15 protein-coding genes are annotated in these 18164 nt (G+C 59.1%); 6 read left to right on the top strand and 9 right to left on the bottom strand.

What is annotated here, in order from left to right; translation table 11 throughout:
• Nucleotides 1-207: 207 nt before the first annotated feature.
• On the top strand, nt 208-2100 hold the full coding sequence (mrdA, locus tag B1722_RS16090) for a penicillin-binding protein 2 (RefSeq protein WP_041069057.1): 1893 nt from the start codon (nt 208-210) through the stop codon (nt 2098-2100).
• A 75-nt stretch (nt 2101-2175) separates the two neighbouring features.
• On the opposite strand, the gene B1722_RS16085 is transcribed toward mrdA, so the two are convergent.
• The 5 genes from B1722_RS16085 to B1722_RS16065 all read right to left on the bottom strand — a co-directional run bounded on the left by B1722_RS16085 (nt 2176) and on the right by B1722_RS16065 (nt 5354).
• On the bottom strand, nt 2176-2847 hold the full coding sequence (locus B1722_RS16085; protein ID WP_041069055.1) for a hypothetical protein: 672 nt from the start codon (nt 2845-2847) through the stop codon (nt 2176-2178).
• Between the two features lie 84 nt (nt 2848-2931).
• Nucleotides 2932-3138, bottom strand: coding sequence for a helix-turn-helix transcriptional regulator (locus tag B1722_RS16080; protein ID WP_003226632.1), 207 nt, complete (start codon nt 3136-3138; stop codon nt 2932-2934).
• Between the two features lie 9 nt (nt 3139-3147).
• Complete coding sequence (locus tag B1722_RS16075; RefSeq protein WP_041069052.1) at nt 3148-3753, bottom strand: DUF2975 domain-containing protein; 606 nt, start codon at nt 3751-3753, stop codon at nt 3148-3150.
• 218 nt (nt 3754-3971) lie between these two features.
• Nucleotides 3972-4376 carry a lysozyme inhibitor LprI family protein gene (locus tag B1722_RS16070; protein ID WP_086793387.1) on the bottom strand — a complete coding sequence of 135 codons (405 nt, stop codon included), beginning with the start codon at nt 4374-4376 and terminating at the stop codon, nt 3972-3974.
• Between the two features lie 57 nt (nt 4377-4433).
• Nucleotides 4434-5354, bottom strand: a complete 921-nt coding sequence (locus B1722_RS16065; RefSeq protein ID WP_041069046.1) for an ADP-ribosylglycohydrolase family protein — start codon at nt 5352-5354, stop codon at nt 4434-4436.
• A gap of 186 nt (nt 5355-5540) precedes the next feature.
• On the opposite strand from B1722_RS16065, the gene B1722_RS16060 reads away from it, so the two are divergent.
• Complete coding sequence (locus tag B1722_RS16060; protein WP_041069044.1) at nt 5541-6029, top strand: SRPBCC family protein; 489 nt, start codon at nt 5541-5543, stop codon at nt 6027-6029.
• A 383-nt stretch (nt 6030-6412) separates the two neighbouring features.
• Here B1722_RS16060 and acnA read toward each other — a convergent pair whose 3' ends face one another.
• Nucleotides 6413-9154, bottom strand: a complete 2742-nt coding sequence (acnA, locus tag B1722_RS16055; RefSeq protein WP_086793385.1) for an aconitate hydratase AcnA — start codon at nt 9152-9154, stop codon at nt 6413-6415.
• A gap of 222 nt (nt 9155-9376) precedes the next feature.
• Here acnA and rlmM point away from each other — a divergent pair, with 222 nt between their 5' ends.
• Together rlmM and tusA are read left to right on the top strand one after the other, a co-directional pair.
• Nucleotides 9377-10450: a 23S rRNA (cytidine(2498)-2'-O)-methyltransferase RlmM gene (gene rlmM / locus B1722_RS16050; RefSeq protein WP_041069036.1), complete on the top strand. Its 1074-nt coding sequence runs from the start codon at nt 9377-9379 to the stop codon at nt 10448-10450.
• Between the two features lie 178 nt (nt 10451-10628).
• Nucleotides 10629-10880 carry a sulfurtransferase TusA gene (gene tusA / locus B1722_RS16045; protein ID WP_007961802.1) on the top strand — a complete coding sequence of 84 codons (252 nt, stop codon included), beginning with the start codon at nt 10629-10631 and terminating at the stop codon, nt 10878-10880.
• A gap of 50 nt (nt 10881-10930) precedes the next feature.
• On the opposite strand, the gene B1722_RS16040 is transcribed toward tusA, so the two are convergent.
• Nucleotides 10931-12340, bottom strand: coding sequence for an MATE family efflux transporter (locus B1722_RS16040; protein WP_041069032.1), 1410 nt, complete (start codon nt 12338-12340; stop codon nt 10931-10933).
• Nucleotides 12341-12558: 218 nt separating this feature from the next.
• Between B1722_RS16040 and pdxB the strand changes: the two genes are divergently transcribed.
• A complete protein-coding gene (gene pdxB, locus B1722_RS16035) occupies nt 12559-13704 on the top strand; it encodes a 4-phosphoerythronate dehydrogenase PdxB (RefSeq protein ID WP_086793383.1) in 1146 nt (381 codons plus the stop codon).
• A gap of 124 nt (nt 13705-13828) precedes the next feature.
• Here pdxB and B1722_RS16030 read toward each other — a convergent pair whose 3' ends face one another.
• Nucleotides 13829-14008, bottom strand: a complete 180-nt coding sequence (locus B1722_RS16030) for a PA1571 family protein (protein ID WP_027611439.1) — start codon at nt 14006-14008, stop codon at nt 13829-13831.
• 256 nt (nt 14009-14264) lie between these two features.
• Between B1722_RS16030 and B1722_RS16025 the strand changes: the two genes are divergently transcribed.
• Nucleotides 14265-16043 (top strand): ABC transporter transmembrane domain-containing protein, encoded by a 1779-nt coding sequence (locus tag B1722_RS16025; protein ID WP_041069025.1) that lies wholly within the window; start codon nt 14265-14267, stop codon nt 16041-16043.
• Between the two features lie 83 nt (nt 16044-16126).
• Here B1722_RS16025 and B1722_RS16020 read toward each other — a convergent pair whose 3' ends face one another.
• Complete coding sequence (locus B1722_RS16020; RefSeq protein ID WP_041069022.1) at nt 16127-18055, bottom strand: transglycosylase SLT domain-containing protein; 1929 nt, start codon at nt 18053-18055, stop codon at nt 16127-16129.
• Nucleotides 18056-18164: the final 109 nt, after the last annotated feature.

The following is an 18164-nucleotide window of genomic DNA, read 5'->3' as shown; positions in this document are numbered from 1 at the left end:
AGTTGGGGTTTTGTTTTGTCCGCAGGAAAGTGCTTGGCTCGCCAAGATCAGACGATACGAGTGTTCCAACCGTCGCCAGGACTGCCATTGGAGAAAATCCTTCTGAAGTGATTACTCGGTTTTTGGTATGGTGCAGCTCGTTTTTTAACGGATTGATGTCATGCCCACGGATCGGCGCTCAAATTATGTCAAAGAGTTGCTGTAGAAATGCCTGAACCCATCCCGATCAAAGATCATGAAAAAGAGAAGCGCTTGGTCAACAAACGGTTGATCGCCTGCGCTCTGTTTGTCTTTGCTATCAGCTGCGCGCTGGTGGTGCGCTTGTACATCCTGCAAGTGGTTGAATATGACTACCACTCGACCATCTCTGAAAACAACCGCGTGCACGTATTGCCGATTCCGCCGACGAGAGGCCTGATCTACGATCGCAATGGTGTGCTGCTCGCTGATAACCGTCCCAGTTACAACCTGATCATCACCCGCGAACGCGCCACTGATGTAAATCAGGAACTGGACGAGGTGATCAATCTGCTGCATTTGCCCGCTGAAGATCGTACGGTTTTCGATAAGGCCATGAAGCAGTCCCGTCACCCATTCACCCCGGTGACGCTGTTCTACGAACTGACGGAAGAGCAAATCGCCGTGTTGGCGGTTAACGAGTTCCGTTTGCCGGGCCTCGATGTCGAGCCGCAGTTTGTTCGGCATTACCCGTTGGGTCCGCACTTTGCGCATTCAATCGGTTACGTTGGCCGGATTAACGAAAAAGAATCCAAAACCCTCGACTCGGTGGAATACCGCGGCACGCAATCCATCGGTAAAACCGGCATTGAACGCTTCTACGAAGCGCAGCTGCACGGTCACGTTGGCTACGAAGAAGTTGAGACCAACGCCCAAGGCCGAGTGTTGCGAGTGCTCAAACACACCGATCCGGTCCCTGGCAAAAACATCGTTCTAAGTCTCGACGTCAAACTGCAGGAAGCTGCTGAAGCCGCACTGGGCGACCGCCGTGGTTCGGTGGTGGCTCTCGATCCATCCACTGGTGAAGTGCTGGCCATGGTCAGCAATCCGAGCTTCGACCCGAACCTGTTCGTCACCGGTATCAGCTCCAAGGAATACTCGGCGCTACGCGATTCCATCGATCGGCCGCTGTTCAACCGTGTGCTACGCGGCCTGTATGCACCGGGTTCGACCATCAAACCCGAAGTGGCGATTGCCGGCCTTGATGCCGGTGTTGTGACCCCGCAGACACGAGTCTTCGACCCGGGCTATTACCAACTCCCGGATTTCGATCACAAGTACCGCAACTGGAATCACAGCGGCGATGGCTGGGTGGACATGGACGCGGCGATCATGCGTTCCAATGACACCTACTTCTACGATCTGGCGCACAAGCTCGGCATCGATCGCCTGCACGACTACATGGCGATGTTCGGCCTCGGCGAAAAAGTTTCGCTGGACATGTTCGAAGAGTCGCCCGGTTTAATGCCATCTCAGGCTTGGAAACGCGCCACGCGCCGTCAAGCCTGGTTCCCGGGGGAAACAGTAATCCTGGGCATCGGCCAGGGCTACATGCAGGTCACGCCGCTACAACTGGCTCAGGCCACCGCACTGATTGCCAACAAGGGCGTATGGAATCGACCGCATCTGGCGAAGACGGTTGATGGCGTGGCGCCGGTCGACGAGCATCCGATGCCAAATATCCTGCTGAAGAACCCGCGTGACTGGGATCAGGTCAACCACGGCATGCAGATGGTGATGCACGATGCCCGGGGTATCGCGCGTGCCGCAGCGGCCGGTGCGCAGTACCGCATCGCCGGCAAGAGTGGTACGGCGCAGGTGGTGGCGATCAAGCAGGGTGAGCGTTACAACCGTGAGAAAACCCTTGAACGGCATCGCGACAACGCCTTGTTTGTCGGCTTCGCTCCGGCAGAACACCCGAAGATCGCCATCTCGGTGATGATCGAAAACGGTGAGGCCGGTGGTCGGGTTGCCGGTCCCGTGGTGCGGCAGATCATGGACGCCTGGCTACTGGACCAAGACGGCCACCTCAAGCCGCAATACGCGGCGCCGGCCAAGCCGCCGGGTGATCCGCACGTGTAGCCGGGATGCGCTTCACTACACCGGCTCACGTTGGCTGCGCTGTGAAGCTGTCGAGGCAGGGGTTTGGGTAACTGACTATTTGCAGCTGTAACCCTCGGGCATCGTGACGCTGTAGTTGCGTTGCACGCGATCCTGGAAGTTCAGGTTCTGCAGGCCCTGCTCGACCAGAAACGCTTCGACCTTGGCGGCCTGACAGTCCTCGTTATAAGACGACGCCCGCAGCAGATACACCGTGCGTTTACTCTCCTCATCCCGGGCGGTAGCAATAAAGGTACTTAGGGTGGTATAGCCGATTCGCTCCGAAGTTCCCACCGGACCATAGGTCGTATTGGGCTTACTGGTGCAGGTCAGTCGGTCATCTTTCTTCTTGGTGTTCTTGCAAACGGTGGTAGTGCTGGTTGGCACTTGCCCATAGTCGGTAGCGGTATAACGGTAAGACACTTGCCGGCTGCCGATATCGAGGCTGATGGTCATTTTGATCGGTGCGTGATTTCTGGGCAGGCTGGCGTCGGTATAGACCTCTTGGAAACCCCTGTCTTTCAATGCGTTGACCATGTCGCGAAGATGGTAGCGCGCATTCAGTGCGTTCTCATCCGCGCCATTCGTCGAGGTCACCAGTACGGTTGCCTTTCGGTCGAACTGATAGTCCGGATCAGGGATTGCATTGAGTGCTACGTCAAATTGTGTGGCGCAGCCGCTGAGTGACGCTGTCAGCAATAACAGCGTGCATAACAAATAACGGGACATGACAAAGCCGCCTTGAAACTAAGGATTGAATAAGAGTTAAACGATTGGGACCCGCGATAAATAACTCGCCGTCCGGGGAAAGTCTCAGTCTTTCTGGTATTCCAGCAGATCGCCCGGCTGGCAATCGAGCGCAGCGCAGAGCTTGTCCAGAGTTGCCATCTTCACGCCTTTGACTTTGCCGTTTTTGAGCAATGACAGGTTGGCCTCGGTTATTCCGAGCAAGGCGGCTAACTCTTTCGAGCGAATTTTTTGCGTGGCCATGACGACGTCAAGGCGGACGATAATGGTCATTATATTGTTCTATATGTATTGGCTTTGCTCATCGCTGAGTACTTTTGCGTCACGCATGATAATTGAAAAAATACAGAGTAATACGCCTTTGATTATCTCGTAGGCAGAAGCGGAAGACAGGCCGATCGAGAACTGGAAAATCCGATCCCCCGGCGGCAGATCTATCGACAACGCCAAGCCTTGCAAGGTCTCTATTAGCGGGTAGGTTGCCGGAGAAACGATGCAGAGTACGCCCACTCGCCAGAGAACCCTGATGTTGCGGTCGGTCCATGTTTCGCCGCGCGACAATCGCAGAAAAAACAACCCGGTCAGCCATAACGCGTAAGCCGACAGGACAACGGGCAGGAAATCCAGAAAGACGATCAGCGCAGTGACCGTTGATGACAGCCAAGTGTCAGGATCAAGCAATGCACCTTCGACAAATGGGTCAAGCAATTGCGGCGAGCCTTCTGCAAAGGCATAAAGCAGGCTTGCCAGCATTTCATCCTTCTTGAAGAACCAGATCGTCACGTTGCCACCGACCTCCGTCACCCCCAGAACCCAGACAAGAATCGCAGCCAGCAGACCGATCCAATGCATGCGCTGCGGCGCCAATCCGTTGATGTGAGTACTCATGAAAATTCCTGGTTGTTACAATTTGGTAGCGAATTCTCGATGATAAATTATCTGATTACAATAATTAGTTTGGTTTTTATTGCTGCGCCACTTTCCTCTGTTCCGGCTCCGCGCAGTCGTTGGTAATGGTGCGGAAATCGATTCACTGGCCAGCGAGCCGAAGCTGCGCCAGGTGTGGAATCAACAAACCTGACGGCAAGACCGAAGCCACTACAAAATCAGGCCCCTGGCACTGGGCAACTCATGTCACCTTCCTGACACTTCAAATACTGCTTCAGCGCCTCAATCCGTGCCTTGGTCACAACGGTCAGGCAATTGCTGTAGATCAGCGGATAAACACTCCCGCCCTCGACCCCGGATGCCGAAAATTTGCACTCGGTATCGCGAAACCCGATCCACGCTCGCTGCGCACCCACCAGCAGCTTCTTGCGGTCAGGGTTGTCCTTCAAGCGGCCGGTGATCTGCTGATACACCACGTTCAACTCCTTGTCAGTCGACTTGAATTCCTGCCCGGCACACTGGTTCATGGTGGCCTGACCGCTGGCATTGGCGCAGTCGACGGCAGCGTGGGCGAGGGGGTTGAACAGAAAGGGTGTCAGGGCCAGAAGCAGGCGTGGGGACATTGGGTAATCTCACTGAGTCGGATGAAAGTGCAGTGCAGTTTAGCGGCTGTGGAGCTTCTAATCAGGGACGCGTAGCCGGGAGGCTTCGAGCAGGCGATCTGCGGTGGCTGCAATCTCCTCGCCGTCATGGAGCATTTCCAGCCAGTGGGCAGGAATCGCCCGAACGCCATAGTAGACCCCAGCCAATTGGCCGACGATCGCGGCAGTGGTGTCGGCATCATCGCCCAGGTTGGCGGCTTGCAGAATCGCCGCAGCGAAACCGTCAGTGTGATGAAAACACCACAGAGCCGCCTCCAGCGACTCGACGCTGTAGCCGCTGCCACGGATTTCGCTCGCCGACTTTGCGAGGTAATCACCTCGGGCGATGGCTGCGACTTTAGGTTGAACGAAGGTTGCGTCTGGCAATTTGCGCAATTCTGACTTGGAGGCGCCTAGCAGTGCTTTGCTGAGCACTTCGGCAAATAACTGACAGCATTCGATGGCTTCAGGTGCAGCATGGGTGGTTCGCGAACTGTCACTGGCGAACTGGCGAATCTGCCGGGCATCAGGGAAATAAAACAGCACCACCGGCACCAGGCGCATCAGCGACCCGTTGCCGGCGGTAAACGGGTCGGTAGATCCCGCGAACGGCTGACCGGTTTGCTGATACCGCGACAGCGCCTGGCTGACCGTCATGCCGATATCGAAACAATCACCGGTGGAACTGAGATACCCCCATTGCCACCAATTCAGATAGCGTCCCATCTGGTCCGCCGCATCGAATGTGTTTTTCCTCAGCAGGCTCTCCGCCAGGCACAGCGCCATCGAGGTGTCATCCGTCCATTGCCCGGGTTTCAAGTGAAAGGGGCCGCCACCGACCATGTCCCTCAGCGGCTGGAATGAGCCTCTTGGCTTGAACTCCAACGTGGTGCCGACGGCGTCGCCGCAAGCGAGGCCGAGCAGGGCGCCGCGATAACGTTCGGAGAGAGATGGCTGCATGCTTCGTCCTTGTCTGTGTCCATTTCGCAGGAAACGGTAACAGGTTCATCGGAGGGGGGCGCTCGTTTCAATGAACGGAAATGCCGCCGAATGTTTCCTCTGGATTGGACAGGTGCAGCCCTTTGATACAACTTCAGGTTGGACATGTGGTCATACAAGCCTACTGTTCAAAACAGGAGGTGACTTATGAAACCGGTACCCAATAGTTTCGAACGCAAAATCGCGCTCAAGGCGCCACGTTCATATGTCTGGCGTGCATTGGTCGATGCCGAGGCGTTTGGTCAGTGGTTTGGTGTGGCACTGGAGGGCAGGCGGTTCATTGCCGGGGAATGGACGCAAGGGCAGGTCACGTATCCCGGTTATGAACACGTGCTGTGGAACGTGCTGGTGGAGCGGGTGGAGCCGCAGCAGCTGTTTTCGTTTCGCTGGCACCCGTACGCGGTCAATCCGAACATCGACTATTCCCAGGAGCCGACTACGCTGGTCAAGTTCGAGCTGCAGGATTACGAGAGCGGCACATTGCTCAAGGTGTCCGAGTCCGGCTTTGCGCATATCCCCGATGTGCGGCAGAAGGAGGCGTACTACATGGATAGCCGCGGCTGGGAGGAGCAATTAAGTCGACTTGAACAGTTTCTCGCCGAAAGTGCGAAGACGCGCGAGCGTGATGGTGACTGACATGGTGGCTTGCAGGCTGAGTGCCTGACTGACGTAGGGGTTTTCGGAAGGGCTTGTATAGCGAATGTCTTACACGCGGTGGTAGCTTTTGCGACTATTGCCGATTGGATCCACGGCGTAATCTACACCCATCAACTGAGACACAGGGAGTGTTTCAGGATCACGGATGATCGACCATTAGCAAGGATCGCTGCCGACAGGGAGTCGATAATGGTCTTGGGAAAAACCCGCTTCGGCGGGTTTTTTTTCGCCTGCAGAAAAGTATTTGTGTCGAGCACCGGTAGCGAGGGGATTTATCCCCGATGGGTTGCGAAGCGACCCCAAAAAAGGGCCTGCTGCGCAGTCCATCGTAGATGAATCCCCTCACCACGGGAATCAAGCAATCACGAGGCGATCAGTTGCCGCAACACGTAGTGCAGAATCCCGCCCGACTTGAAGTACTCCACCTCATTCAACGTATCGATGCGGCACAGCACGTCGAGTTTCTCCTGGCGGCCGTCCTCACGAGTGATGACCAGGGTCAGGTTCATGCGCGGCGTCAGCTCGACGCCAGTCAGCCCCTGGATATCGAGGGTTTCCTTGCCAGTGAGGTTCAGGCTCTTGCGGTTCTGATCGAGCTTGAACTGCAACGGCAACACGCCCATGCCCACCAGGTTGGAACGGTGGATGCGCTCGAAGCTTTCAGCGATCACCGCTTTGACACCCAACAGGTTGGTGCCCTTGGCCGCCCAATCGCGGCTGGAGCCGGTACCGTATTCCTGACCGGCGATTACCACCAGCGGCGTGCCCGCGGCCTGATAACGCATGGCGGCATCATAAATCGGCATTTTCTCGCCGCTCGGGATGTAGATCGTGTTGCCACCTTCTTCGCCGCCGAGCATCTCGTTACGAATGCGGATGTTGGCGAACGTGCCGCGCATCATCACCTCATGGTTGCCACGTCGTGAGCCGTAGGAGTTGAAGTCTCGCGGTTCCACGCCTTTTTCGCGCAGATAGCGCCCGGCCGGGCTGTCAGTCTTGATGTTGCCGGCCGGGGAGATGTGGTCGGTGGTCACCGAATCACCGAGCAACGCCAAAACCCGCGCACCCTTGACGTCAGTGATCACCGGCAATGGGCCAGAAATGTCGTCGAAGAACGGCGGATGCTGGATGTAGGTCGAATCGTCCTGCCACACATAGGTGGCGGCTTGCGGCACCTGGATCGCTTGCCACTGTTCATCGCCGGCAAACACCTCGGCGTATTCCTTGTGGAACATCGCGGTGTTGACCTGATTCACCGCATCGGCGATTTCCTGACTGCTCGGCCAGATATCGCGCAGGTACACCGGATTGCCTTGCTGGTCGTTACCCAGAGGCTCGCTGCTGATGTCAGTGCGCACGCTGCCAGCCAGAGCATAAGCGACCACCAGCGGTGGCGAGGCCAGCCAGTTGGTCTTGACCAGCGGATGCACCCGGCCTTCGAAGTTACGGTTGCCGGACAGCACCGACGCCACGGTGAGGTCAGCTTTCTGAATGGCCTTCTCGATTGGCTCCGGCAATGGCCCGGAGTTGCCGATGCAAGTGGTGCAGCCATAACCGACCAGCGAAAAACCGAGCTGATCCAGGTATTGCGTCAGCCCGGCCGCCTTGTAGTAGTCGGTGACCACTTTCGAGCCGGGGGCCAGCGAACTCTTGACCCAAGGCTTGCGCGTCAGGCCTTTCTCCACGGCTTTTTTCGCCAGCAGCCCGGCCGCCATCATCACGCTCGGGTTGGAGGTGTTGGTGCAGGAGGTGATCGCGGCGATCACCACCGCGCCGTTTTTCAGGCGATAGGTGTGGCCTTCATACTCGTATTCGGTTTCGCCGACCATATCGGCGTTGCCCACGGCCACCCCACCGCCGCCCTCGCTTTCCAGGCGGCCTTCTTCCTTGCTGGTGGGCTTGAATTGCAAATCCATGAAATCACTGAAGGCCTGCGCCACGTTTGGCAGCGAGACCCGGTCCTGCGGGCGCTTTGGCCCGGCAAGGCTGGCTTCGACGCTGCCCATGTCCAGCGCCAGGCTGTCGGTGAACACCGGTTCCTGACCGGGCAGGCGCCATAGGCCTTGGGCCTTGGTGTAGGCCTCGACCAGTTTCACCACTTCAGCCGGGCGGCCGGACAGGCGCAGGTATTCGAGGGTTACGTCATCGACCGGGAAGAAGCCACAGGTCGCGCCATATTCCGGGGCCATGTTGGCGATGGTCGCGCGGTCGGCCAGTGGCAGATCGGCGAGGCCGTCACCGTAGAATTCGACGAATTTGCCGACCACCCCTTTTTTGCGCAGCATCTGCGTGACGGTCAGCACCAAGTCGGTGGCGGTGATGCCTTCCTTGAGTTTGCCGGTGAGTTTGAAACCGATCACTTCCGGAATCAGCATCGACACCGGTTGGCCGAGCATCGCGGCTTCCGCCTCGATCCCGCCGACGCCCCAGCCGAGCACGCCGAGGCCGTTGATCATGGTGGTGTGGGAGTCGGTGCCGACCAACGTGTCGGGGAAGGCGTAGGTGCGGCCGTCCTCATCCTTGGTCCACACCGTGCGCCCGAGGTATTCGAGGTTGACCTGGTGGCAGATCCCGGTGCCTGGTGGCACCACGCTGAAGTTATCGAAGGCGCTCTGGCCCCAGCGCAGGAATGCATAACGCTCGCCGTTGCGCTGCATCTCTATGTCGACGTTCTGTTCGAAGGCGCTCGGGGTGGCGAATTTGTCGACCATCACCGAGTGGTCGATCACCAGATCCACCGGCGACAGCGGGTTGATTCGTTGCGGATCACCACCGGCCTTGGCCATGGCGGCGCGCATCGCGGCGAGGTCGACCACGGCGGGTACCCCGGTAAAGTCTTGCATCAATACTCGGGCAGGGCGGTACTGGATTTCCCGGTCGGAGCGGCGCTCCTTGAGCCAGGCAGCAATGGCCTTGAGGTCGGCGCCGGTGACAGTTTTTTCATCTTCCCAGCGCAGCAGGTTTTCCAGCAGGACTTTCAGCGACATCGGTAGCTGGTCGATATTGCCAAGGCTCTTGGCGGCATCGGGCAGGCTGAAATAGTGGTAGGTCTTATCGTCGATTTGTAGAGTTTTAAGGGTCTTCAGACTATCGAGGGACGGCATTACGATCACTCCTTTAAGTCCGCACGGCTACGGACTGAGGGGACGGGCAGAGCTATCAACGTAGCCCTGTTTTCAGTAGCTGGCTAATAACTGGACTCTATCGATAAGTCCAAGGTTCCGAACTCGGCTATCATGCGCCGGTTTTCGTGACAGGCTTTGCTTCACCGCAAGGCTTGAGCAGCGTGCAGGGGCCGAATGTCCGCCCTCTGCCCAGGAGTAAGAATGAACACCCTATTCATGCATTGCCGGCCAGGCTTCGAAGGCGAAGTCTGTTCGGAGATTTCCGACCTCGCCGCCCAGTTGAATGTGGCCGGTTACGCCAAGGCCAAACCGGCCACCGCGTACGCGGAGTTTGTCTGCAGCGAAGCAGACGGCGCCGAACGCCTGATGCGCGGCCAGCGTTTCGCCGAGCTGATTTTTCCGCGCCAGTGGGCGCGCGGTGTCTTCATCGATTTGCCGGAAACCGACCGCATCAGCGTGATCATCGAGCGGATGGCGGACTTCCCGGTCTGCGGCAGCCTGTGGCTGGAAGTGGTCGATACCAACGACGGCAAAGAGCTGTCGAATTTCTGCAAGAAGTTCGAAGGCCCGCTGCGCAAGGCGCTGACCGGCGCCGGCAAACTGGTGGACGACGCGAGCAAACCGCGCCTGCTGCTGACCTTCAAAAGTGGTCGCGAAGTGTTTCTCGGCATGGCCGACGCCGGCAACTCGGCGATGTGGCCGATGGGCATTCCGCGCCTGAAGTTTCCGCGCGAGGCGCCCAGCCGTTCGACCTTGAAACTGGAAGAGGCCTGGCACCACTTTATCCCGCGTGATCAGTGGGACGAGCGCCTGCACAGCGACATGACCGGCGTCGACCTCGGCGCGGCACCCGGCGGCTGGACCTGGCAACTGGTCAACCGCGGCATGCTGGTGACCGCCATCGACAACGGCCCGATGGCTGAAAGCCTGATGGACACCGGTCTGGTGCAACACTTGATGGCCGACGGTTTCACCTTCAAGCCCAAGCAACCAGTGGACTGGATGGTCTGCGACATCGTCGAGAAGCCGGCGCGTAACGCGGCGATGCTGGAAGAATGGATCGGCGAGGGTCATTGCCGCGAAGCGGTGGTCAACCTCAAGCTGCCGATGAAACAGCGCTATGCCGAAGTGAAACGCTTGCTCGAGCGCATCGCCGATGGCTTCAAGGCGCGCGGGATCAAGGTCGACATTGGTTGCAAGCAGCTGTATCACGACCGCGAGGAAGTGACCTGTCATTTGCGTCGGCATGACATCAAGAAAGCCAAATCTCGCTGAGTCACCACTAAACCCTGTGGGAATGATCTCTGTGGTGAGGGGATTTATCCCCGAATGGATGCAGCGCATCCCCACTCTTTGGGGCCGCTTCGCAACCCATCGGGGATAAATCCCCTCGCTACAGATGACTGAGCACCCGGCAATGCGCGACAATGCCGGCCAGTTTCAGGAGTGAATCATGAGTGAAATGATCGATACCCCGGTCGACGGCACCCTCGATGCTACCGGTCTCAATTGCCCGGAGCCGGTAATGATGCTGCATCAGCACATACGTGACCTGGTGCCGGGCGGCCTGCTCAAGGTGATCGCCACCGATCCCTCGACCCGTCGCGACATTCCCAAGTTCTGTGTGTTTCTCGACCACGAACTGGTGGGGCAGCACGAAGAGGCCGGTACTTATCTGTACTGGATCCGCAAGAAGTCCAATTGAATTCGGGCATAAAAAAAGACCTGCATGTGCAGGTCTTTTTTTATGGCTGATCAGCCCACCGAACGACTGATCCGAATACGCTTGCGTGCACTGCGCGTCAGTCGAATCGACAACATCAGCGCCGCGCAGCTCAGGCCGACAATCAGACCTTGCCACAGACCGCTTGGGCCACGCGGTTCGCCGAGCCAGTCGGTCAGACCTAGGGCGTAACCCACTGGCAGGCCGATGCCCCAGTAGGCGAACAGGGTCAGAATCATCGTTACCCGGGTGTCCTGATAACCGCGCAGAGCGCCGGCAGCCGTCACCTGGATCGCGTCGGAGAACTGGAACAGCGCCGAGTACACAATCAGCATTGCCGCGATGTGAATCACCGTCGGATCCGCCGTATAGATCGACGCAATCGGCTCGCGCAGCAACAGCATCATGCTCGCCGACAGGCAGGCATACGCCAGCGCGGTGCCCATGCCGACGCCGGCGGCAAAGCGTGCTTCCCGCGGCTCTTCACGCCCCAGCGCCTGGCCGACACGCACCGTGACGGCCATGCCCAGCGAATACGGAATCATGAACACCAGCGAGCTGACGTTCAGCGCGATCTGATGCCCGGCCACCACGGTGGCGCCGAGGCTGCCGATCAGCAGGGCGATCACGGCGAAGATACTCGACTCGGCAAACACGGCGATGCCAATCGGCAAGCCGATCGCCAGCAGACGTTTGATCACCGCCCATTGTGGCCAGTCGAAGCGGCTGAAGATCTCACTCGAACGATACGCCGGCGCCCAGCGCTCCCATCCGGCCAGACCCAGCGCCATGACCCACATCACGATGGCCGTGGCCCAGCCACAGCCCACGCCACCCATGGCCGGTACGCCGAAGTGGCCATAAATGAAGATGTAGTTCAGCGGAATGTTCAGCGCCAGACCGCACAGGCCCAGGACCATCGCCGGGCGGGTACGGCCGATGCCATCACTGGTACAGCGCAACACGTGGTAGAACGCCACCGCCGGCAGCCCGCTGGCAATGCCGTGCAGGTATTGCATGCATGGGCCGATCAGCTCGGGATCGACTTTCATCAGGTGCAGCACCGGTTCGGCGGCGACCAGCATGCACGTGGCAATCAGGCCGACCACCAGTGCCAGCCACAGCGCTTGACGGACAATCGGGCCGATTTCGCTGTGGGTGCCGGCGCCGAAACGCTGGGCGACTTTCGGCGTGGTGGCCAGCAGGGTGCCAGTCATCAGCAGAAACACCGGGACCCAGATTGAGTTGCCCAGTGCTACCGCTGCCAGGTCACGCGGCCCGACACGGCCGGCCATCACCGCATCGACGAAGCCCATGGCGGTGGTCGCCAGTTGCGCGATGATGATCGGCAGTGCGAGGGCGAGCAGATTCCTGAATTCCAGGCGAATTCGCGCGGGGCGGGTGAGTGAGGCAGCGAGCGGTTGATCAGTAACAGAATTCACAGGCAAAGCGTCCACAGGGATTGATGCGCAGGGCGCCGCATTCTACGCCGCTGACGCTCTGGTCAGGAAAAATCCTCTGTTGCGGATTTGTAATCTGTAGGAGCTGCCGCAGGCTGCGATCTTTTGATCTCGATCTCGATCTTGAAAAACAAAATCAAAAGATCGCAGCCTGCGGCAGCTCCTACAGTTAAACTGCCGATCCGCCCAAGGAGCCCGCCATGCTGATTGTTGCCGACGAAAATATCCCCCTGCTCGATGCCTTTTTTGCCGGTTACGGCGAGATCCGCCGGGTACCGGGCCGTGCCATCGACCGTGCGACGGTCGAGCAGGCCGATGTGTTGCTGGTGCGCTCGGTGACTAACGTCAATCGTGCTTTGCTCGAAGGCAGCAAAGTGCGTTTCGTCGGCACTTGCACTATCGGCACCGATCATCTGGATCTCGATTATTTCGCCGAGGCCGGCATTACCTGGTCCAGCGCGCCCGGTTGCAATGCGCGAGGTGTGGTCGATTATGTGCTCGGCAGTCTGATGACCCTGGCGGAAATCGAAGGCGTTGAATTGCCGCAACGTACTTATGGGGTAATCGGTGCCGGTGAAGTCGGCGGCCGGTTGATCAAGGTCCTCAAGGGCCTGGGCTGGAATGTCAAAGTCTGCGACCCGCCGCGTCAGGCAGTCGAGGGGGGAGATTACGTCAGTCTTGAGCAGATCATCGAGCAGTGCGACGTGATCAGCCTGCACACGCCGCTGACCCGTATCGGCGCAGGCGCGACCTGGCATCTGTTCGATGAGCCGCGTCTGCAACAGCTCAAACCGGGTACCTGGCTGATCAACGCCGCTCGTGGCCCCGTGGTGGATAACGCTGCGTTGCGCACCGTGCTGCTGGCGCGTGAAGACCTGCAAGCGGTGCTCGACGTGTGGGAAGCCGAGCCTGAAGTCGATGTCGACCTCGCCGAACTCTGCGTGCTGGCCACGCCGCACATTGCCGGTTACAGCCTCGATGGCAAACAGCGCGGGACGGCGCAGATTTATCAGGCCTATTGCGAATTTATCGGTCAACTGCCGAGCATCCAGCTTAGTGACTTGTTGCCGGCTCCCTGGCTGTCAGAAGTGACCCTGCACGCCGACAGTGATCCGGCCTGGGCGCTGGCGATGTTGTGCCGCGGGGTGTACGACCCGCGCCGCGATGACGCGGATTTTCGCCGCAGTCTTGTAGGCAATGTCGCTGAACAGCGTGCGGCCTTCGATGTGTTGCGCAAGCAGTACCCGGTGCGGCGCGAGATCGAGGGGCTGAAGGTGCGGATCGACGGCGATTCGCCGCAGTTGCAACAGATTGTGGCGGCGCTGGGGGCGGTTGCGGTTCAATAACAGGTCGGCCCTTTCGCGAGCAGGCTCGCTCCCACAGTGTTTGCCCTGACCCTGTAGGAGAGCAGAACGGCAGGCAGAAAAAACCCGGCCAAACAGGGGCCGGGTCAGGAAGACGGTGGCTATATCACTTTTGTTCGGCAGGCTTGACCAATCGCTTCTCCAGCTCGCGGCACGCGTCCTGGATCATGTCTTCAGTGATCGGTACTTCACGCCCATCCTTGTCGATAATCGAGCAACCCAGAGGTTGGCCGGGCTTGGTGCGGATCACTTGAATCTTGTCATCGCTGCTGTGTTGCAAGGACATGGCCTGTCTCCTCATCAGGTTGTGCACGTAGATTAAAACCGCCACGTGACCAGGCTGTGACAACACCCTTGGGTCTGTCAAAAGCGGCATCTCCACTCCAACAGAAATGACCGCTCGTCTCAACCGGGACATTAGACCAATAGCAACTATGGCCTAGTCTTTGGGGGCATATTTAACCTGACTCATTGTGATTTACAGAGTTCCGCCCCATAGAAGGTTTAGGCTAGCCCTTTCATCAACACGGATGTGTACCTGAATGATCTCGAAGCTTTCTTCCCGGCACCGTCGAGCGCTGAGTCTGACCAGCCGGTTTCTGGCGCCTTATCGTTGGCAAGTCTGCGCTGCGCTGTTGGCGTTGATCGTCACGGCGGCCGTTACTTTGTCGATGGGGCAGGGGATCAAATTGCTGGTCGATCGGGGCTTCATGACGCAGTCGCCGCACCAACTGAACCAGAGCATCGGTATCTTCATGCTGATGGTGTTGGGCCTGGCGATTGGCACCTTTGCGCGGTTTTACTGGGTGTCGTGGATCGGCGAGCGAGTTGTAGCGGATATCCGGCGCGAGGTGTTCAACCATCTGGTCTACCTGCATCCCGGCTTTTACGAGAATAACCGCAGTTCGGAGATTCAATCACGGCTGACTGCCGACACGACGTTGCTGCAATCGGTGATCGGCTCGTCGCTCTCCATGTTTCTGCGCAACCTGTTGATGGTGATCGGCGGAGTAGTGCTGCTGTTCGTGACCAATCCGAAACTTACCAGCATCGTGGTGATCGCCTTGCCCTTCGTGGTCGCGCCGATTCTGATTTTCGGTCGGCGCGTGCGCAATCTGTCGCGGTTGAGTCAGGATCGGGTTGCGGACATCGGCAGCTACGTTTCCGAGACGCTCGGGCAGATCAAAACCGTTCAGGCCTATAACCATCAGGTGCAGGATGAACGCCGTTTCGCCACGACGGTCGAGGACGCGTTTGATACTGCGCGCAAACGGATCTTTCAGCGCTCCTGGATGATTACCGTGGTGATCGTGCTGGTGCTCGGCGCGGTGGCGGTGATGTTGTGGGTCGGTGGCATGGACGTGATAGCCGGGCGCATTACCGGGGGCGAACTGGCGGCGTTCGTTTTCTACAGTCTGATCGTCGGCAGTGCCATTGGTACGTTGAGCGAGGTCATCGGCGAGTTGCAGCGTGCGGCGGGTGCCGCCGAGCGCATCGCGGAACTGCTCAATTCGCAGAACATCATCCAGCCACCGACCCTCGGGCTGGTGACGTTGCCAGAACGGATCAAGGGCGAGCTGCAATTGCAGAATGTGCACTTTTCCTACCCGTCGCGTCCGGACAGCTATGCCATCAGCGGCTTGAGCCTGACCATCAGGGCTGGTGAAACCCTAGCCCTTGTCGGGCCTTCCGGCGCCGGTAAATCCACGGTGTATGACTTGTTGTTGCGCTTCTACGACCCACTTGAAGGCCGGATCCTGATTGACGGGGTGCCGCTGACCAGCCTCGATCCGCTGGATCTGCGGCGCAATTTCGCCCTGGTCTCGCAATCGCCAGCGCTGTTTTTCGGCAGCGTCGAAGAGAATATTCGTTACGGCAATGCCGACGCGACACTGGAGCAGGTCAAGGAAGCGGCAAGAATTGCTCACGCCCATGACTTCATCGAGAAGATGCCCAACGGTTATCAGACTCATCTGGGGGACGCTGGCCTCGGCCTTTCCGGCGGCCAGCGTCAACGCCTGGCGATCGCCCGCGCGTTGCTGGTGGATGCGCCGATTCTGCTGCTGGACGAAGCCACCAGCGCTCTCGATGCCCAGAGCGAACATCTGATTCAGGAAGCGTTGCCAAGTCTGATGCACAACCGCACCACGCTGGTGATTGCGCATCGCCTGGCCACGGTGAAGAACGCCGACCGGATCGCCGTGATGGATCAGGGCCGATTGGTCGCAATCGGTACGCATCAGGAGCTGATCGTGAGCAATCCACTGTATGCGCGGCTGGCGGCGTTGCAGTTCAACGACGGGCATGCGATGGCGGTGTAGAACCGCCGAAGGCTTTTCTGGCAGCAAAAAAATGCCCGCATCGATGGATGCGGGCATTTTTCATTTCAGGTATTCAGCACCTGTCACTGATCGTCGAAATACCGCTCGTGCCAATCCACCAGCGGCTGCGGCGAATTGAGTTTCTGCCCGTAGATCACCGAGTACGACAGCACGTTCTGCACGTACTGGCGGGTTTCGTCGAACGGGATGCTTTCCACCCACACATCGAAGCTCAGGTGATCGGCGCCGCGCAGCCACTGGCGCACGCGGCCAGGGCCGGCGTTGTAGGCGGCGGAGGCCAGGACGCGGTTGCCGTTGAACTGGCTGTGCACCTGGCTCAGGTAAGCGGCGCCGAGCTGGATGTTCTTGTCCGGATCGAGCACTTGCTGCGGCGAGGCCAGCGGAATGCTGAACTTGCGCGCGGTTTCCTTGGCGGTGCCGGGCATCAACTGCATCAGGCCGCTGGCGCCGACGCCGGAGCGGGCGTCATCCATGAACGCGCTTTCCTGGCGGGTGATGGCGAACACCCAGCTCGAATGCAGGCCGCGCGTCTTGGCTTCACGCACCAAGGTGTCGCGGTGGGCCATCGGGAAGCGGATATCCAGGTCGTCCCAGTATTGCGCCTGACTGATGGTGCGAATGGCGGGGAAGTACCATTTCAGGTCGTAAGCCAGCCTGGCCTGGGCGACCATTTCGTCACGATTGAAATGGCGGCTGACGTGATACCACTCGCGGCGCCCGTCGACGATCTGCCCGCGCGCATGGAATTCCAGAGCGCGACGCACACCGGGGGTATTACGCACTTTGTTGATGGTGGCCTGGCTGAGTACCAGCGGCTTGTTCATCAGCGAGTAAGGCAGTTGCGAGCGGTCGGCGGCGAGGAAGCCGTAGAAGTCGCGTTCTTTCGCCAGATTCTTGTACAGGGTCTGCGCTTCCGGGTTCTGTGGTTGCGCCAGTTCCAGGCTGCGGGCCTGCCAGTAACGCCAGCGGTTGGTGGTCGCCAGATCCTGCGGCAGCCGACGGGTCAACTGATACGCATCGTCCCAGCGTGCCAGACGCAACAGCAGGCGCAGGCGCCATTCGGACACGGTGTTGTCACGCAGCTCCGGATCGTATTTGGTCATCACGTCCAGCGCGCGGCTGTCGAAACGCCGGGCCAGGGTCAGGCCGATTTCCCGGGCAATCGCGACTTTTTCGTCACGGGAAAAATGCATGCTGCTGGCGTATCCGTCGAGCAGGGCCATGGCCTTGTCCGGATCCTGGCGGGCGAGGCGGCGCAGGCCGAGGCTGACCACGTCGGACATCGGCTCGTCAGCGGGAGTGAAGCGCGACGGCTGATTGAGCAGTTCGGGTTTCTGCGCCACATCCACCAGCAGCCGACCGCGCGGGGCGAGGGTGGTCAGGCCGTTGACCAGACTGTTGGCCAATGGATAGTTGCGCGCCTGGGCGGCAAGTTTGGTGCGTTCCCAGCGTTTCTGTTCGGTCAACTGGCCGTCGGCGGCCCAGATCCCGAACAGTCCGTCACAGGCGGCCGGTTGCGATTTGCCGGTCAGCCACAGTTTGTCGGCATTGGCATAGCCCTCGGCCTTGTGGCCGCTGCTGATCTGGAACTGCGCATTGAGGCAGTCCAGTTCGGTGAAGTTGAGTTTCGGGTCGTAATACTTGGTGAAGGTCGCCCAATCGCCACGGTCGGCGAGCCAGCGCAACCAGCGCAGCTTCATCCAGTTGGCCTGGGGCAGGTCGCCGTGCTCGGCGAGGAATTTCTCGATTTCCTCATTACTGGCAGTCTTCAGACGCGCGGTCAGTTCGTCGTAAGCCAGGTACGGTTCCAGCGGGTAATCGGCCAAGGCCTGGCTGTAACGAAAGTACGGGCCGGTATCGCCCTTGGCCAGTGCGCGCTTGGCTTCATCGTAATACTGGCGTTGGGTCGACAGGTCCACCGCCTGGGCGGATTGAGCGGCAGCGGCGGTAAGTAGCAAACAGGACAAGACACTGAAAAGGCGACTGCGCATGAGACATCCGGGCAGAGAAATCATGACAAGCACCGGCCGCGGCCAGCACTGAATTGTCTGTAGCTTAGCCTTTTGCCAGCAACGGGCGAAAGCTTTGCGGGTCTTGCAG

Origin of the sequence: Pseudomonas sp. SCPG-7 (genome assembly GCF_002156405.1) — a bacterium.
Classification (GTDB): Bacteria; Pseudomonadota; Gammaproteobacteria; order Pseudomonadales; family Pseudomonadaceae; genus Aquipseudomonas; species Aquipseudomonas parakoreensis.
This window is presented reverse-complemented; position numbering and strand designations above follow the sequence as displayed.

Bases quoted from the DNA above. Each gene is read 5' to 3' on its own strand.
- mrdA (WP_041069057.1), top strand. From the start codon at position 208: ATGCCTGAACCCATCCCGATCAAAGATCATGAAAAAGAGAAGCGCTTG.
- B1722_RS16085 (WP_041069055.1), bottom strand. From the start codon at position 2,847: ATGTCCCGTTATTTGTTATGCACGCTGTTATTGCTGACAGCGTCACTC.
- B1722_RS16080 (WP_003226632.1), bottom strand. From the start codon at position 3,138: ATGACCATTATCGTCCGCCTTGACGTCGTCATGGCCACGCAAAAAATT.
- B1722_RS16075 (WP_041069052.1), bottom strand. From the start codon at position 3,753: ATGAGTACTCACATCAACGGATTGGCGCCGCAGCGCATGCATTGGATC.
- B1722_RS16070 (WP_086793387.1), bottom strand. From the start codon at position 4,376: ATGTCCCCACGCCTGCTTCTGGCCCTGACACCCTTTCTGTTCAACCCC.
- B1722_RS16065 (WP_041069046.1), bottom strand. From the start codon at position 5,354: ATGCAGCCATCTCTCTCCGAACGTTATCGCGGCGCCCTGCTCGGCCTC.
- B1722_RS16060 (WP_041069044.1), top strand. From the start codon at position 5,541: ATGAAACCGGTACCCAATAGTTTCGAACGCAAAATCGCGCTCAAGGCG.
- acnA (WP_086793385.1), bottom strand. From the start codon at position 9,154: ATGCCGTCCCTCGATAGTCTGAAGACCCTTAAAACTCTACAAATCGAC.
- rlmM (WP_041069036.1), top strand. From the start codon at position 9,377: ATGAACACCCTATTCATGCATTGCCGGCCAGGCTTCGAAGGCGAAGTC.
- tusA (WP_007961802.1), top strand. From the start codon at position 10,629: ATGAGTGAAATGATCGATACCCCGGTCGACGGCACCCTCGATGCTACC.
- pdxB (WP_086793383.1), top strand. From the start codon at position 12,559: ATGCTGATTGTTGCCGACGAAAATATCCCCCTGCTCGATGCCTTTTTT.
- B1722_RS16030 (WP_027611439.1), bottom strand. From the start codon at position 14,008: ATGTCCTTGCAACACAGCAGCGATGACAAGATTCAAGTGATCCGCACC.
- B1722_RS16025 (WP_041069025.1), top strand. From the start codon at position 14,265: ATGATCTCGAAGCTTTCTTCCCGGCACCGTCGAGCGCTGAGTCTGACC.
- B1722_RS16020 (WP_041069022.1), bottom strand. From the start codon at position 18,055: ATGCGCAGTCGCCTTTTCAGTGTCTTGTCCTGTTTGCTACTTACCGCC.